The sequence below is a fragment of the Cohnella faecalis genome, assembly GCF_003570905.1.
Lineage (GTDB): Bacteria > Bacillota > Bacilli > Paenibacillales > Paenibacillaceae > Cohnella > Cohnella faecalis.
In genome coordinates, this window is the sequence record NZ_QXJM01000039.1 from 764,280 (window position 1) to 780,444 (window position 16,165).

General features: G+C 53.8%; 18 protein-coding genes. 16 read left to right on the forward strand and 2 right to left on the reverse strand.

Features of this window, described 5'->3' with window-relative positions:
* Nucleotides 1-103 precede the first annotated feature (103 nt).
* A complete protein-coding gene (locus D3H35_RS16425) occupies nucleotides 104-310 on the forward strand; it encodes a hypothetical protein (protein ID WP_119150342.1) in 207 nt (68 codons plus the stop codon).
* A 156-nt stretch (nucleotides 311-466) separates the two neighbouring features.
* On the opposite strand, the gene D3H35_RS16430 is transcribed toward D3H35_RS16425, so the two are convergent.
* Nucleotides 467-1,078, reverse strand: a complete 612-nt coding sequence (locus tag D3H35_RS16430) for a superoxide dismutase (RefSeq protein ID WP_119150343.1) — start codon at nucleotides 1,076-1,078, stop codon at nucleotides 467-469.
* A 411-nt stretch (nucleotides 1,079-1,489) separates the two neighbouring features.
* On the opposite strand from D3H35_RS16430, the gene D3H35_RS16435 reads away from it, so the two are divergent.
* The 9 genes from D3H35_RS16435 to folE all read left to right on the forward strand — a co-directional run bounded on the left by D3H35_RS16435 (nucleotide 1,490) and on the right by folE (nucleotide 7,080).
* Nucleotides 1,490-1,912, forward strand: a complete 423-nt coding sequence (locus D3H35_RS16435) for a GNAT family N-acetyltransferase (protein WP_119150344.1) — start codon at nucleotides 1,490-1,492, stop codon at nucleotides 1,910-1,912.
* A gap of 118 nt (nucleotides 1,913-2,030) precedes the next feature.
* Entirely contained in the window at nucleotides 2,031-2,318 is a 288-nt protein-coding gene (locus D3H35_RS34185) for a hypothetical protein (RefSeq protein WP_325050085.1), read from the forward strand.
* Nucleotides 2,279-2,620 carry a DUF402 domain-containing protein gene (locus D3H35_RS34190; protein ID WP_325050086.1) on the forward strand — a complete coding sequence of 114 codons (342 nt, stop codon included), beginning with the start codon at nucleotides 2,279-2,281 and terminating at the stop codon, nucleotides 2,618-2,620. Before D3H35_RS34185 ends, D3H35_RS34190 begins: the two co-directional genes overlap by 40 nt.
* A 2-nt stretch (nucleotides 2,621-2,622) precedes the next feature.
* Complete coding sequence (gene lepB, locus D3H35_RS16445) at nucleotides 2,623-3,225, forward strand: signal peptidase I (RefSeq protein ID WP_119150345.1); 603 nt, start codon at nucleotides 2,623-2,625, stop codon at nucleotides 3,223-3,225.
* A gap of 27 nt (nucleotides 3,226-3,252) precedes the next feature.
* Nucleotides 3,253-3,699: a ribonuclease HI gene (rnhA, locus tag D3H35_RS16450; RefSeq protein WP_119150346.1), complete on the forward strand. Its 447-nt coding sequence runs from the start codon at nucleotides 3,253-3,255 to the stop codon at nucleotides 3,697-3,699.
* Between the two features lie 13 nt (nucleotides 3,700-3,712).
* A complete protein-coding gene (gene queG / locus D3H35_RS16455; RefSeq protein WP_119150347.1) occupies nucleotides 3,713-4,945 on the forward strand; it encodes a tRNA epoxyqueuosine(34) reductase QueG in 1,233 nt (410 codons plus the stop codon).
* Between the two features lie 168 nt (nucleotides 4,946-5,113).
* Nucleotides 5,114-6,136, forward strand: coding sequence for an HD-GYP domain-containing protein (locus D3H35_RS16460; RefSeq protein WP_119150348.1), 1,023 nt, complete (start codon nucleotides 5,114-5,116; stop codon nucleotides 6,134-6,136).
* Nucleotides 6,137-6,249: 113 nt separating this feature from the next.
* Nucleotides 6,250-6,477 carry a YneF family protein gene (locus D3H35_RS16465; protein WP_119150349.1) on the forward strand — a complete coding sequence of 76 codons (228 nt, stop codon included), beginning with the start codon at nucleotides 6,250-6,252 and terminating at the stop codon, nucleotides 6,475-6,477.
* Between the two features lie 9 nt (nucleotides 6,478-6,486).
* A complete protein-coding gene (folE, locus tag D3H35_RS16470; RefSeq protein WP_199728532.1) occupies nucleotides 6,487-7,080 on the forward strand; it encodes a GTP cyclohydrolase I FolE in 594 nt (197 codons plus the stop codon).
* 227 nt (nucleotides 7,081-7,307) lie between these two features.
* On the opposite strand, the gene D3H35_RS16475 is transcribed toward folE, so the two are convergent.
* The gene (locus tag D3H35_RS16475) at nucleotides 7,308-8,291 is read right to left on the reverse strand and encodes a tyrosine-type recombinase/integrase (RefSeq protein ID WP_119150351.1); all 984 of its coding nucleotides are present in this window, start codon (nucleotides 8,289-8,291) and stop codon (nucleotides 7,308-7,310) included.
* A 232-nt stretch (nucleotides 8,292-8,523) separates the two neighbouring features.
* Here D3H35_RS16475 and D3H35_RS16480 point away from each other — a divergent pair, with 232 nt between their 5' ends.
* The 6 genes from D3H35_RS16480 (at nucleotide 8,524) to D3H35_RS16505 (ending at nucleotide 16,161) form a co-directional block, all read left to right on the forward strand.
* Nucleotides 8,524-9,075 (forward strand): HD-GYP domain-containing protein, encoded by a 552-nt coding sequence (locus tag D3H35_RS16480; RefSeq protein WP_119151184.1) that lies wholly within the window; start codon nucleotides 8,524-8,526, stop codon nucleotides 9,073-9,075.
* A gap of 24 nt (nucleotides 9,076-9,099) precedes the next feature.
* Nucleotides 9,100-9,528, forward strand: a complete 429-nt coding sequence (locus D3H35_RS16485) for a chemotaxis protein CheW (protein ID WP_119150352.1) — start codon at nucleotides 9,100-9,102, stop codon at nucleotides 9,526-9,528.
* A 13-nt stretch (nucleotides 9,529-9,541) separates the two neighbouring features.
* On the forward strand, nucleotides 9,542-11,551 hold the full coding sequence (locus tag D3H35_RS16490) for a chemotaxis protein CheA (protein ID WP_119150353.1): 2,010 nt from the start codon (nucleotides 9,542-9,544) through the stop codon (nucleotides 11,549-11,551).
* A 21-nt stretch (nucleotides 11,552-11,572) separates the two neighbouring features.
* Entirely contained in the window at nucleotides 11,573-13,177 is a 1,605-nt protein-coding gene (locus D3H35_RS16495) for a methyl-accepting chemotaxis protein (RefSeq protein ID WP_233567966.1), read from the forward strand.
* Between the two features lie 107 nt (nucleotides 13,178-13,284).
* Complete coding sequence (locus D3H35_RS16500) at nucleotides 13,285-14,361, forward strand: Gfo/Idh/MocA family protein (RefSeq protein WP_119150355.1); 1,077 nt, start codon at nucleotides 13,285-13,287, stop codon at nucleotides 14,359-14,361.
* A gap of 192 nt (nucleotides 14,362-14,553) precedes the next feature.
* The gene (locus D3H35_RS16505) at nucleotides 14,554-16,161 is read left to right on the forward strand and encodes a sensor domain-containing diguanylate cyclase (protein WP_119150356.1); all 1,608 of its coding nucleotides are present in this window, start codon (nucleotides 14,554-14,556) and stop codon (nucleotides 16,159-16,161) included.
* The last annotated feature ends 4 nt before the right edge of the window (nucleotides 16,162-16,165 follow it).

Genomic DNA, 16,165 nt, shown 5'->3' on the forward strand with positions numbered 1-16,165 from the left:
TCCTAACACTTTTTGCGTCAACGCCATTTATTTCCTAGAACTTTCCAAACCATTTGCCTCTACAATAATCTGTAGGTAAACAAATGAGGAGGAAAAGACCATCTTGAACAAGACGGCGTACATCGGGCTCGTGCAAGCGGCTCGCGCCAGAGACCAACGAGAGCCTGTAACGGTATGGATTGACGACAAACCGGTTGAAACGGGCGTTATAGAAGAACTGACAGAGGAATATATACTCGTGAACGGGAGTTATTATTTAATCCGGGTCGTTCATCTGAGCTTCGCCGACGAGCCGATCGAAGCTTTGTGAAGGCGGAGCCGTGACTTAAGTACTCGAAAAGTTGGTACGAGTTCCCACACATACGGATGTAAGAATACTCTAACGAGTCTACAAGACAAATCAAAAAAAGTGGCGGAGCAAGGGGGATTACCCCTGCTCCGCCACTTTTTTTGATTAGCAACCGAATTACTTCGCCGCTTCGTAAAGAGCGCCGACTTTGTTCCAATCGACGATGTTCCAGAAAGCTGCGATGTAATCGGGACGTTTGTTTTGATAGTTCAAATAATAGGCATGCTCCCAAACGTCCAGTCCGAGAATCGGCGTGTCGCCTTCGAAGATCGGGCTGTCTTGGTTAGGAAGGCTGTATACTTTCAGCTTGCCGTCTTTCGAGACAGCGAGCCATGCCCAGCCGGAGCCGAAGCGCGTAGCGGCAGCCGCAGCGAACGTTTCTTTGAATTTCTCGAAGCCGCCGAGCTCGCTTTCGATAGCTTGAGCGAGGGCGCCGGTAGGAGCGCCGCCGGCGTTCGGAGCGATCGTCGTCCAGAACAGGGAGTGGTTGGCATGGCCGCCGCCGTTGTTGCGAACCGCGGTACGGATGCTTTCCGGAACGGCGTTCAGGTCGGCGATCAGAGCTTCGATGCTTTTGTCGGCAAGCTCGGGAGCGGATTCCAAAGCTTTGTTCAGGTTCGTCACATAAGCGTTGTGGTGACGGCCGTGGTGGATTTCCATCGTTGCTTGGTCGATATACGGCTCAAGCGCGTTCGTTGCGTAAGGAAGAGCGGGCAATTCATGTGCCATTGATAATTACCTCCTGCTAATATGTGGTTAGAACTCTCTCGTCATTATCACCTATTTGTTCGATTAAATCAACATAGATGTTTGTAAAGTCGAACGGTGATGAAAAGGTCGGAAAAGGCACGACCGGCGGGAGAACGGAACTAGTTTTTCCAGATGGGTAAGAACTATGCCCAGCAAGATTTCCGAAACGGAGATATCCCAAAATGCGCTAAATTCAGTGATTTATCATCATTTCATGTCATTAATCCTAAGTAAGCGCTTTATATAAAGCGTTTTCACGTTTTTACGACCATTTATCTCAAAAAAATTTATGTTTTCTTAACAAAAGGGGAAGTAATTTTCGAAAAATTGTCGTAATATTATAAGTGCATTAAGCGTACGTTAACTTTTTGTCCGGGGAGATTATGCATCATGCAGATTCGTTCTTTCCAACTGTCGGACTATCGGTCCGTTGCCGAGCTTCTGGAGAATGTATTGTCGGAAGAATGCTGCGAGGAAACGATGGGAGCATTCGCAAGACAATTGTCTTGGGATAGCGATCTCGTACTCGTCGCAGAGACGGAATCCGGCATCGTAGGCGTACTGATCGGAACGATCGATCAACAGAAAGGCTATATGTACCGTATAGCCATAGATCCGGATTGTCGCGGACGTGGGATCGGACGAGCCCTGGTGTCGTCGATCAACAACCGGTTCCGTCAGCGCAACGTACTCAAGGTACTTATTGCGGGGGACAAGCATAACGAGCTGCTTAAGCCCTTCTATGAGGCTCTTGGAATCAGCCTGAAGGATTTCGCCAATCTGGCGCGTCCGCTAGCTATCGTGGCAGGCTGAGACCATTCGGATGCTTCTTATTGAAAGCATATTTGCGCGCCATTGATTTTGGCCGTCAGATATGCTTTTCTTATTGATATGGAATGTTTGCAGGGTCAACGAGAAAGCGGCGGGTGGAATGGCTATGGAGAGGGACGGGCTGACGGATTCGGCATATTCTCGCTGCATCATTAAGAGCTTCAAGCACGACGGCTCGCTGCATCGGGTATGGATGAAAAATTGGGAGATTCCTCCCGGCAAATTGTATCCGAGCGTTGAAACGGAAGCGGCAGCGGTGTTTTTGAACGACCATACTCCGATTCGCGAATCGGACGGCAAAGAGTGGACCAGCCGCGTCCCGGCCGTATCCTTTTTTATCCCGGGGGAATGGTTCAACATCGTCGCTCTGCTGGAGGAAAAAGGGTAAGGTATTATTGCAATTTGGCTTCGCCTTATTACCGCTACGGGGATGTGCTGACTTATATAGATTATGATCTGGACGTTGTGCTGCTTCCCGACGGAACCGTGCAGGAGCTTGACCGGGACGAATTCGCCAAGCACAAGCTGGAGTACCGGTACGGAGACAACGTGCAGGCTCAAGTGGAGGAAGGACTTGCGAGACTAAGGAGCCGAATTGCGGCCAGAGCTTTTCCTTTCGATGACGGAATGGTTAAAAGCTATTACGAGGAATGGAAAAGAGAAACCACTCGCAAAGGAGTCGTTGAATAACGATGAATAAGGAAGCGGAATCCCTCCCTACGCCGGTTAACCGGAGAACGAGATCGGCCGCTCCCAAGCGAGAGCTGAGCGGCTGGCGCAAGGAGTTGTGGGACTGGCTGAGAGCGCTTCTAATTGCCGCCGCTCTGGTTGCCGTCATTCAGACGTTCGTCTTTCAGCTGTCGACCGTCAAGATGCACTCGATGCAGCCGACGCTGTTCGAGAAGGAATGGCTCTTCGTCAATAAGATTTCTTACGAGCTCGGGCATCCGAAGCGGGGCGACATCGTTATTCTCAAAGATCCGAGCATCGGAGACGGCCGCAAGAAATATCTTGTCAAAAGGGTTATCGGAATTCCCGGGGACACGTTGGAAGTACGCAATGAGCAGCTGTACGTTAATGGGGAGCTTCAGATCGAGCCTTATACGGATTCGCCGATCGAGGACGGAGATTTCGGTCCGCTCACAGTCGGCGCGGGACATTATTTCGTAATGGGCGACAACCGCCATTTGGGACAGAGCAAGGACAGCCGGATGTTCAAGGAAGTGCCGGAAAAGTTAATTCAGGGACGTGCGGAAGCGGTTGTTTGGCCGATCGTTCGTTGGTCGAAGCTATAGCTTTTCGTGAAGAGAGGGATATTAACGTTGAAGGAAGTTACGATCTATACGGATGGCGCGTGCTCCGGAAATCCGGGTCCCGGAGGATGGGGAGCCGTCCTTATGTTCGGAGAGCACCGGAAGGATCTGTCCGGCGCCGAGAAGATGACGACGAACAATCGGATGGAGCTGTTGGCCGCCATAGAAGCGTTGTCCATTTTGAAAGAGCCTTGCAAGGTGAAGCTGCACAGCGATTCCGCGTATTTGGTGAATTGCTTCCAGCAAGGGTGGATGAAAGGCTGGATCCGGAACGGCTGGCGCAACAGCAAGGGGCAGCCGGTGGAAAATCGGGATTTGTGGGAGCGGCTTGCCGAGCTGATGAAGAACCATCAGGTCGAGTACGTTAAGGTCAAGGGACACAGCGACAACGAGCTGAACAATTGGTGCGACCAGATGGCGCGCGAAGCAGTCGCGCGGCTAAGAAACGCGCATTAAGGAGGGAAGACCGATGGCCGCTCCGCTTCGGGGTGATGCCTCGTTTTGGCGGGATTTGAAAAACGAGATGATCGCAGCCGCGCCCGGAATGGGAATCGACCGGATCGGAGTGGCGTCGGCGGACCCTTTTCTATTGTTGAAGGAAAGATTGGAACGGCATCGCGAGCTTGGATACGAATCGGGGTTCGAAGAGCCGGATCTGGCCAAAAGGACGGATCCGGCCTTGTCTTTTCCGGAAGCCCGGTCGATCGTGGCGATTGCCGTCGCATATCCCTCGAAGCTGAAGGGGGCGCCCGTATCGGAGCCGGGGCTGCGCAGAGGGATATTGTCACGATCCGCGTGGGGAGAAGACTACCACCTCGTTCTGAGGCGAAGATTGGAGAAGCTTGCCGCCTGGCTGGAGGAACGGGTTCCGGGCGCGAGATCGTTGTCGATGGTCGACACGGGGGTATTGTCGGATCGGGCTGTAGCGGAGCGCGCCGGCATTGGCTGGAGCGGCAAAAACAGCATGATCATTACCCCCGATCTGGGATCCTGGGTGTATCTCGGCGAAATGATCACGAATTTGCCGTTGCCGCCGGACAAGCCGGTAGAGGAAGATTGCGGCGATTGCACGATTTGCATCGACGCTTGTCCGACCGGAGCGCTTGTCGGACCGGGGCAGCTCAACTCGCAGCGCTGCGTCTCTTTCATCACCCAGACGAAAGGGCTGGTGGAAGAGGAGCTCATGCGCAAGATCGGCAATCGGCTGTACGGCTGCGATACTTGTCAGATCGTCTGTCCGAAGAACAAAGGAATCGACATCAGACGCCACGAGGAGCTGCTGCCCGATCCGGAGACGGTGAAGCCGTTGTTAAGACCGCTCCTGACGATGGGAAACAAGGAGTTCAAGACGAAGTTCGGCGCAAGCTCCGCGGCTTGGCGCGGCCGCAAGCCGATTCAGAGGAACGCGCTAATCGGGCTGGGCAATTTCCGGGATGGGGAGTCCGTGCCGGATGTAGCGCGGGTGCTGCGCGAGGATCCGCGGCCGGAGCTGCGGGCGACCGCGGCTTGGGCGCTCGGCCGGATCGGCGGCGAGCGGGCGCGGGACGCGCTTGCAGGAGCGCTGGAAGCGAGCTCGCCGGAACGGGATGAAGCGGTTCTGGCTGCCGTGAAGCGCGCTTTGGCGGCAATCGTTGACGATGCGGATCGCGTTGGCGTTACGCCGATTGCCGAGGAACAGCGCGCGAACGAAGCGGCGAAGTGAAGCGCAATTTCTCGTTCATCCTTAACCTCCGTTACGGGCTTTGCCGCACGGAGGTATTTTTAACGGCGGCCGGCATGACCGTTCATTTCTACCCTTCGAATACCGAAATAAGAAGGGAAGGCAGCAATGACGTTAACATCATGATTCAAGAGGCAGGAGAGATTGCCAATGAAACTCGTCGATATCGAACTGGTGGAGCCTGGACATACGCTTGGCAAATCGATTTTTTCGGCGAATGGCACGGTGCTGCTCTCGATCGGAGTGCAGCTGACCGTCTTTATGATCAGTACGCTAAAAAGACTTGGAGTTACGACAGTATATATCGACGACCCGCTGTACCGGGATATAACGCCCGAGGAGGTTCTCTCGGAAGAAACGAAGAGAGCCGTCATCCACCAAATGTCGGAGACGTTCGAGGCGCTTCGTTCGGGCAAAACATTCAGCGCGAAAGCGATCAGCCAGACGGTCGATCAGATGCTGGACGACGTGCTGACCAACCAATCCGTCCTTATTCATTTGGATGACATCCGCACGGCGGACAACGCGATGTTCCTTCACGCGATGAATGTGTGCATGATCTCAAGCATGATCGGCCTCAATATGGGACTGAACATGATCCAGCTCAAGGAGCTCGCCATCGGCGCTTTGCTCCACGACATCGGCAAGCTGAACGCTCCCGAAGTGCAGGAGGGGCGAATGCACCATTCCTGGAGAGGGTTCGATTTGCTCAAGCACAAATGGGAGTACAGCCTGCTGATCGCCCATGTCGCGTTCCAGCATCACGAAGCGGTGGACGGTACGGGCGAGCCGAGGGGGATAGGGAGCGACGAAATCCATCTGTACGCCAAGATTGTGGCTGTCGCCAATTATTACGACAATTTGCTTTTCCATCAGGAGACGCCGGGCCGTTCGCTGCTGCCCCATGAGGCGTGCGAGAGACTGAACGCCATGTCCGAGACGAAGCTGGACCACGAGGTGCTCGTTCATTTCATGCGGATTGTTTCTATTTACCCGAACGGCGTTTCCGTCCGATTGTCCAACCGGTTGATCGGCATCGTCGTCGGCCAGCATCGAGGGCTTCCGGGCCGTCCCGTCGTTCGAATTATTGATAAGGACGGCGATAGTTCCGCAGCGAAGGAGATCGATCTGGCGCAGCATCCGACGCTGTTTATCGAATCGGTCCTGAACTGAGCGGCTGGCGTTGCGCCTTCTCAATCGGCCATGCTATCATAGGACAACAGCCCCGTGTAGGGAATCGCCTGCCGGGGTCTTTCTAGTTGAACTTATCCGGGAGGGCTTTATTTATGAGTACGGTTTGGCAAATTATTATCCCGATCGTGACGCTGTTGGTCGGCGTTGTCGGCGGATTCTTCTTCGGCGTGTACTATTTGCGCAATCAGATGACCAAGATGCAGAACGATCCCGATATGCTGCAGAAGATGGCGAAGCAAATGGGCTACAATATGAACAAGCAACAGCTCCAGAAAGCTCAGCAAATGATGAAGAACCAAAATCAGAAACCTCGCAGGTAGGTGATGACCGTGGCGGGAGCCAAAGATTACGTTAATAAGCAGGTTGGCGATAATCGCGAGCAAATCGAGTATCACATGAAAGAGGTTTTGAAGCTCATCGGGGAAGACGTCGAGCGCGAAGGACTGCTGGAGACGCCGGCCCGCGTAACGAGAATGTACGAGGAGGTTTTCGCGGGCTATTCCGTCGACCCCCGCGACGTGCTGGGAGTGACGTTCGACGAGAAGCACGAAGAGCTCGTTATCGTCAAGGACATCGTCTATTACAGCCAGTGCGAGCATCATATGGCGCCTTTCTTCGGCAAGGCGCATATCGGATATATTCCAAGCGGCAAGATAGCAGGGCTTAGCAAGCTCGCCCGGCTCGTGGAGGCGATTACGCGACGGCTGCAGGTGCAGGAGCGGATTACTTCGCAAATCGCCGACATTCTGGAGGAAGTGCTTCAACCGCACGGTGTGATGGTCGTCGTCGAGGGCGAGCATCTGTGCATGTGCGCGCGAGGGGTGAAGAAGCCGGGCAGCAAGACGGTCACTTCCGCGGTGCGCGGCCAGTTCCGTCAGAGCGCGGCATTGCGCTCGGAGTTCTTATCTCTTATTAGAGAGTAGAGGAGCAATAGAGAAGGACTATTCCCGAAATGAAATCGGTAATAGTCCTTTTCTATACGATACAGGTACATTATGTCGAATAAATGGGTCGTACAATTATAGTTGTGCGACATATGTACTACTTTATGGCGCTTCTGCACTCCGGTAGACCCAGTATAAGAAATAAAAAGTGATTAATCAACAAAAAATGACATTATTCCCGTCTCCGTTAATTGTTTCCTGTCTCTTTAAGTCCCCTCCAATAGCTCCAGCAAGGTTTCTTCAACAAAGTCCGTTGCCGTTTTTTTAAGCTGATCGACCGTATGCAAGTAGCGTTGAGTCGTGTTGATATGCGTATGTCCGAGCGTCTCTTGAACTTGCTGCAAAGACGCCCCCCTCAGCAGAGCAAGAGTAGCGTTAGTGTGCCTTAGCCAATGGGGCGTCGGCGACTTGGCTAGACATTGGGCGGCTGCCTGCTTAATAATTCTTTCGATTTGACGGGTCGAAATAGGGAATACCCTCGTTTCCGGCTCGCAGGTCGGACCGGCCGCATTCGTCAATGCACGGTAATCGGACAACCACCTCCAAAGCTCCCGGGGTACCTTTACGTTCCGTTCTTTCCCTCCCTTGCCTCGAACGACGTTCAGCCAAATGGACGTTTCCGCCGCATCCGAGCGGAAATCTATCCATCGGATGGCTGCCAGCTCCGATACCCGCAATCCAAGCGTTACAAGGCTCAGGCCGATCAAAAAGTCTCGGGTGCCGCTCTGGCGCAGCCGATCGAGCAAGTGGCCGGTTTCTTTGCGTGTCAGGAAGTGGTGCGTGCTTGTCACCTTGACTTGCGGAAGCTTGACGGAACTCGTCGGGTTCCGCGGGAACAGCGCTACGTTCGGATCGCTGCCCCATTTGAATAACGATTTGAGAGGGGCGATGAGCGCCGCTACGCTCGCCGAAGCGAGAGGCTTCGCCGAGCGGCTCGCTTTGCCCCGAATAAGTCCCAGCTTGTATTCCTCCAAATCCCTCCATGTCACGTCTTTTAGCCGCTTGCATGCGATGTGCTCCCGAAATTGCTTAATCGCTCTCTTGTAATTGTTAAGAGTGTGCGGCGATCTTCCCAGCAAGGAAAGAAATAACTCCACCGTGCGATCGTCGTCGAGCTCCTCTTCCGCATAGCTTGCGGCATTCGGTGAATCGTAATCGTTTTTGTTCGGGTCGTCTCCTTCAAATTCCATGGATTTGCCTCCTCCCATCGAGTCGCACAACTATAATTGTACGACAGCAAACATGTACAACTTTGCAGCCGGTAAATTTAGAATTCGGCGATATAAACTATATCGCTGAATGGCGATGGGGGACAAGGGGGACTAGATGCCGGGATACGCGGAAGAACGCACGACAAGGACTATTCGAAAGTGTAAAGCGGCGCTCGAATTAGCCGGTTGGGATTCCCCGGCGGTCCGATGGATGGAATTGCTTCGTGACCGCCATGAAGAAACCTACCGTCATTGCGTCCGAGTCTCGCTACTGGGAGAGAAGCTGGCCCGATCCTTGCGGATGAGCGAGCAAGATATCGAAGCGCTAGTCAGAGGCTGTCTCCTGCACGATGTAGGCAAGCTGTTAGTTTCGCTCGCCATTTTGGACGCGTCCGGCCCGCTTGATGAGCGGCAATGGGATGAGATGAAGCGGCATCCGAGAATCGGCGCGGATATTTTGGAAAGCATGGGATTGCGAGGCGAGATCATCGATCTTGTCCTCCATCATCACGAGAGGTGGGATGGGCAAGGCTATCCGAGCGGGCTGCATAAGGAGGAAATACCTTACGGCGCGCGAATATGCGCTGTCGTCGACGCCTTCGACAGCATGATGTCGGACCGGCCCTATCGCCAAGGGAAGACCGTGAGCGAAGCGCTCGAGGAGCTGCGCAAGCATGCCGGTACCCAATTCGACGAGGCCATCGTCGAGAGCTTCTCCCGCTTAGCGGAAGAGCTTGGCCGAATGTACGACATATTCGGATAATGGAACGGGAGGAGAACGCGCACAATGAACGGCTCCGATCAGGATCAATACGTGGAATTCAGTTTGGGGCGAGAAAAATACGCCATCCTTATTTCGGAAATACATGAAATCATTAGAATGCAAGATATTACTCAAGTTCCGAGCAGTCCAAGGTATGTTAGGGGGGTCATTAATTTAAGAGGCAAAATCGTGCCGGTTATCAGTCTTCGCTCCTTGTTGTCGCTGGCAGAGGAGAACGCGAGCAAAGCGACCCGGATCGTCGTGGTCAATCATAGGGAGGAGTCCGTCGGCATTATTGTCGACAACGTGAACAAAGTCGTGCGGTTTTCGGATATCCAGCCTCCTCCCGATCGGGTAGGGGGGATTAGCGGAGTGTTTTTCGCCGGGATTGGCTTCTCGGGCGAAGATTTGGTCGGCATTCTTCGATTGGGCGAGGTGCTTCTGAAAGAATAGGGGGAGGTTCGTGATGTACGACATGACGGCCTATCGGTCGCTCTACTTGGAGGAACTGGACGATCAACTGCGGCTGATGGAAGAGGAAGTTCTTTTTCTTGAGCGCGATGGGGAATCCGTTGAAGGAATTCAACGGTTATTCCGCGCGGCTCACACGTTGAAGGGCTCTTCGGCCGCAATGGGCTACGAAAGAATGAAGCGGCTCACTCACGAAATGGAGCACGTCCTCGAGAAGGTGAGAAACCGGGAGCTCACGGTGACCCGTGTGCTTGCTACCCTATTTTTTCGCTGCGTGGATCGAATGAAAAAGCTGAAGGAGGAAATAGCGGAACAGAGCGAGGAGAAGGCGGCGATCGACGATCTTGTAGACAGTCTCCGGGACAAGGACGGTTATTCGGCAACAACGACTGGCACCCGTACCTTTCCGGATAAATTCCCGCTGTCGGACGAGGAGTATAGATTGGCTCGCCAAAGGCTGGACGTTGGCGATCGAATATATATGCTGCGGACATCGCTCTCGCAGCAATGCGTGATGAAGACGGCGAGATCGGCGGTCATATCCGGCCTTCTCGGAGAGTGCGGTATCGTGCTTTGGTCGGACGCCGAATATGGAGATGCGGACGAGCGGGAAGAAAGTCCTGCGCTGTGGCTCGTAGCGAGCGGAATCTCTCCCGACGAGTTGGCCGCAGAAGCTCGATCTTGGGTAGATGTAGACGAAGTCGAGCTGCTTGAGTGCGGAGCGGAGCGATTGGCGGCCAAGGATCGGCGTGCCAAGGAGGAGCTCTCGACTTCGGAGGAGCCTATAGCGATTACGACGGCCGGAGCGAAATCGCGCGGGCAGACGATTCGCGTCAGCGTCGACCGGCTGGATCATATGATGAATCTGGTCGGTGAGCTCGTAATCGACCAAACCCGGTTCATTCAAGTTGAACGGGCATTGGGGCAAAAGTTCGGCACCAATGAAGCGGTAACCGAGCTGGAGCAAATCTCGGATCATCTCGCGCGCGTTGTCGGAGATCTTCAGGAAAGCGTCATGAAGGTGCGGATGCTTCCTATCGATCAGCTGTTCAGCCGGTTTCCCAGATTGGTTCGCGACTTGTGCCACTCGCTTGGCAAGGAAGTCGAGTTCTTGATAGAAGGCAAAGAGACGGAGCTTGATCGTACGCTTATCGAGGAAATCGGGGATCCGCTCATTCATCTTATTCGCAACGCCATCGATCACGGCGTCGAGGATCCAGCCGACCGCCGGGCGGCGGGCAAGTCCGAGTGCGGAAAGCTTACGGTAAGCGCTTATCACGAAGACAATCAGGTTGTTATCGTCGTTGCGGACGACGGCTCGGGCATCGATGGAGGCCGCTTGCTGCGGAAGGCGGTCGACACCGGGGTTATTTCCGCTGCGGAAGCGGAGGCTTATTCGGAGCGGCAGGCGGTCGATCTCATTTTTCATCCCGGCCTTTCTACGGCATCCAGCGTAAGCGATATTTCCGGCCGGGGCGTCGGAATGGATATCGTCCGCGCGGGAATCGAGAAAATGAACGGAATCATCGATGTCGAAACGGAGCGGGGACGAGGAACGAGGTTCAAAATCCGGCTGCCGCTGACGCTCGCGATCATCACAGGCTTGTTGACCGAGGTTGGGGATCAGACCTTCATTTTGCCTATGAGCAATGTGTCGGAGATCGTCCGGATTGATCCTAAAGCAATCGCGAGAGTAAATGGAGTTCCCGTTCTAACGCTTCGAGGACAAGTTATTCCCATTACATGGCTGCACGATCAATTCGGGCTGTCTCGCCAAGCGGGAAGCAGGAAGCAGATCCCGATCGTTGTAATCGGACGGGCGGACAAACGCATGGCGCTTGCCGTCGATCGGTTGGTCGGCAATCAGGACGTCGTCATCAAATCGCTGGGCGGATACATCGGACAAGTTGAAGGAATCGCGGGAGCGACGATCCTGGGGAGCGGGAAGGTTGCGCTTATTCTGGAGATCGGCGGAATTATGAAGATGGCCGGCAGGAGTGTCTGAAAATAACAATCGGAGAGGTGCATGAGAATGAAGTGGTTCTATAACTTAAAAACGGGCGTAAAGCTGATTTCTTCGTTTTTGGTGCTTGCGGTGCTGATGGCTTTCGTCGGTTTGTTCGGAATAAGCAAGCTTGGAACGTTGAATGACAACCTCGAGGATATGTACGACAATCAGCTTGTTTCGGTGCAATCGTTGATGGGGGCCCAAGTGAGCCTCAACGAGCTTCGCGTTCAATTGCGGAAGCTTTACATGGCGAGCGATCCATTCATGCAGAAGGATGTCATGGAATCGTACAAGCAGGAATACGACAAGATTGACGATGCTATCAAAGATTTCCGCGCGACGGATATGAGCGCCGCGTCTAAAGCGGGACTGAAGCAATTCGAAGACAGCATGGTTGAGTACCGCGATTATTACGAGCGCGGAATTGCGCTTTACCAAGAGAATAAGCTGGACGAGATGGAGAGCCTGATCAACGGCGACTATAACACGGCTTCAGGCATGACCAAGGGGTATTTGTCCAAGCTTGTCGAGATTAACGTATCCGAAGCGAAAAAGGCGCGAGACGACGGAGCGAAAGTGTACTCTACTTCGCGGTTGATTACGTTCATCATTGTCGGCTTCGCCTTCGTTCTGAGCATCGTATTCGGTTATTTTATTTCGAGAATTATTTCGGGTCCGCTCAACAGGGTCGTTGCTCTCGTGACGAAGGTAGCCGACGGAGATTTGCGCGAGACGATCGGGCTCGGCACGAAGGACGAGATCGGCAAGCTAGGCAACGCTATAGACGCGATGGTTCGCAATTTGCGGAATATCGTCGGCTCGATTCTCGGAAACGCCCAGAGCGTGTCCGCGGCATCGCAGCAAATATCGGCGAGCACAGAAGAAATTGCGAGCGGCAACGCGAACCAGGCTTCTTCTGCGCAGATGATCAGCGAGCTGTTTCAGGAGCTGTCCACGGCTATCCATTCCGTCGCGCAAAATACGGAACAGGCTTCGGAATTGTCGGAAGCGACGATCGATAAGGCGCGCGAGGGCGCCCAGGTTATCCAATCCTCGATGGACAGCATGAGAGAAGTAAGCGGCACGATGTCCAGGCTCGAAGACGATTCGCAGAAGATCGGCGAGATTATCGAGGTTATCGAAGACATCGCCGACCAGACGAATTTGTTGGCGCTTAATGCGGCAATCGAGGCTGCTCGGGCGGGAGAGCAGGGGCGCGGCTTCGCGGTCGTCGCCGACGAGGTCAGGAAGCTGGCGGAGCGCAGCAGCGATGCGACGAAGCAAATTACCGGCATCATCAAGGGCATGCAGGAAAATACGCGCCAAAGCGTTATTGCGGTTCAGCAAAGCACCTCGTTCTCGACGCAGACGGAAGAATCGTTCCGTCGGATCGCCGCTTTCGTCAACGATGCCGGGAACAAGGTAACCGAGATCGCGGCCGCAAGCGAGGAGCAGGCCGCGCAAGCGTCCACCGTGCTTGAAGCGGTGGAAAGCATATCCGCGGCGACGGAGGAAGCGGCTTCCGCAAGCGAGGAAACGGCTGCGGCGGCTCAATCTCTAGCGCTCCTCGCCGAAGATTTGCAGCATGCGGTGTCCGTGTTTAAGGTTAATACGAACGGTTAAGGACAATAGACCATAAGAACAGCGCCAAAACGAATGTGATGCCGGAATCGCTTCTCCTGTTAAGATAAATACTATAATCAAAGCTTCTAACAGGAGGAGTTTCGTTCATGGCACAAGCAACCAAAATCCGACTTGGATTAATCGGTGCAGGCAATATCGGAAACGTTCACTTGCAGGAATTCGGAAAGCTGACGGAGCTGTGCGAGTTCGTTGCGGTTACGGACGCCTACTTGCCGCTGGCGGAGCAGCGCGCTAGCGAATATGGCATTCCCGTCGTAGCCAATACGCCTGAGGAGCTCATTCTGCGGGACGACGTCGATGCGGTTATCGTCGCCGTGCCGAATATGGCTCACGCTCCGCTTACGATTTTTGCGCTGGAGAATGGGAAGCATGTTCTGGTCGAAAAGCCGATGGGACTCGATTCGAACGCCGCCAAGGAAATCGTAAGAGCGCAGCAACGCACAGGCAAGACGGTCATGGTAGCCCATCAGATGCGGTGGGAGTCGCTTCCTCTCCAGGTGAAGGGCAAGATCGAAGCCGGAGAGCTTGGACGGATTTATACGGCGAAGACCGGCTGGTATCGCCGCAAAGGCATTCCCGGCTGGGGGACGTGGTTCACGCAGCAATCGCAATCCGGCGGCGGCCCGTTGATCGATATCGGCGTTCATATGCTGGATCTCGCCTTCTTCCTGATGGGCGAACCGAAGCCCGTATCCGTGTACGGTTCTACCTACGCGGAGTTCGGTCCCAAGAAAAAAGGGATCGGCGATTGGGGCAAGCCGGATTGGAACGGCGTATACGACGTGGAGGATTTGGCGACCGCGATCATCAAGATGGATGACGGCAGCTCGTTGACGCTCGAAGTGAGCTGGGCGGTGCATATGGACACGGACAGCGCGCCGTTCCTTCACTTGATGGGCTCCGAGGGCGGCGCATTCCTGAAAGGCGACCAAGGCAAATATTTGACGGAGCGGGACAACGCGACGGTCGATGAAGCACTCGTAACGCCGGTTGAAGACGAGGGTGCGCGCGTGCGGCTTAGCCGTCATTTCCTAGAGTGCGTGCGCGAAGGAAAAGAGCCTTGGACCAGCGCGGTTACGGGGCTGCGGAGCAACCTCATCATCGACGCGATTTACGAATCGTCCCGTACCGGCGGCGAAGTGAAGCTGGATTGGAGCTTGTAGACTTCTCATCTTGTCATAGCAATCAGGGGCAGCTCCCGGGAGAGCTGCCCCTGATTTGCTGTTGAGTCGAGGTGTTGCGGTGACGAACAATCTCACTCCCTACATTCGACAAAAATATTATGTTAAAATGATTTCGATATTATATTTTGTCGAATTTATACTTATAAACCTATTAGGAACGGGAGAGTCTCGATGAGCGCCTCGAGAATTAGAGCGAAAGGTATTAAGCTATCCGTTATTATATCCGCGATAGTCCTCTTATCCGTGGCTGCCACCTTTGCCTTCAATACGTTGGTAGGTTATCAAACGCAGAAGAGATCCCTATATAATAATACGCTCGACCTCAATAGAATTACCGCAAACGAGATGAGCAGAACGACGAATACAATCATTCTTTCGATGAAAGACGCCATGAAAACCGCTGCCGCCCATTTTGCCGATTCGTACGATAACGAAAAAACGATTCAAACCGAAATGGACTTTTTCCAAAAGTCTGTCCCTTATTTTAATTCGGTCGCGCTTGTAAACGAGCAAGGGAGGTTAGCGGCGAGATCTCCGGAAAAGAAATCTGTAGTGGGTGAGCGGCTCGTTTCCGACGCGGCGCAGCAAGCGCTTAAGCTGAAAACTCCCCTCATTTCGGAGCCGTACACCACAACTACAACGAAAAGGCTAATCGTACTGGTCAGCCACCCTATCTTCGATTCGACGGGCCATTATCGCGGCTTTATAGCCGGGACGATCTATCTTCAGGAGCCGAATGTTTTTCAGAATATACTCGGAAATCAAGCGCAAACGGAGAACGGTTCTTATTATTACGTAGTGGACTCTTCCGGCATATTGATTTACCATCCGGAAATGAGCCGAATTGGCGAAAAAGTGACGGAAAACCCTGTAGTCAAAAAAATAATGACGGGGCAAAACGGACAGACAGCGGTTACTAACACGAAGGGAACGCGATATTTGGCCGGATTTTCCATCGTTCCGTCTGTCGGATGGGGTATCGTATCGCAGACGCCCGCCAGCAACGTGACGAAGAGCGCAACGGAAATAGTCGCTCATATGGCGGCAATTTCGGCTCCGCTAGTCATTCTGCTTTTGCTGCTGGTTATTTGGATTTCTCATCGACTGACTTATCCGCTTAACAGGCTTGCCTACTGGGCGTCCAAATTCAACAGGGGGGAAGGAGTCGCCCCTGCGATTCCTCCGGCAAAAAATTGGAACTACGAAGCCAATGAATTGTACAGGACGGTGTCGGAGGCGTTCCGAATTATGGGGAGGAGAACGCAGGAGCTCTCCCTGGAAGTCAATACCGACCCTTTGACCGGACTTGCGAACCGCAGGTTCCTGGATGCCATCGTTTCGCAATGGATAGAGGAGAAGGTGCCCTTCGCGGTCGTCATGCTCGATCTGGACCACTTCAAATCCGTTAACGACACGTACGGTCATCAAATGGGAGACGACGTTCTTCGATTTCTGGCCGTATGGCTCAATAGCGAAAAACGCGAAATCGACTATGGCTGCCGTTACGGCGGAGAAGAGTTCACGCTCCTCATGCCTTACGCGGACGAAGAAATGGCGTTTCTGGTGGCGGAGCGGATTCGGCTTCACATGAGGGACGAGATCAATCCGATCGGGAAGCCGGTCACGTTGTCGCTCGGCATTTCCTCCTTCCCTTATTCCGCCCAAGATGCGGCTTCTTTGTTCGGTCAAGCAGACGAAGCGTTGTACGATGCGAAGCAGAATGGCCGCAATCGAACGGTCATCTATCGGGCGGAGAAGGGGAAGAGCGAGCCTCAGTAAATCT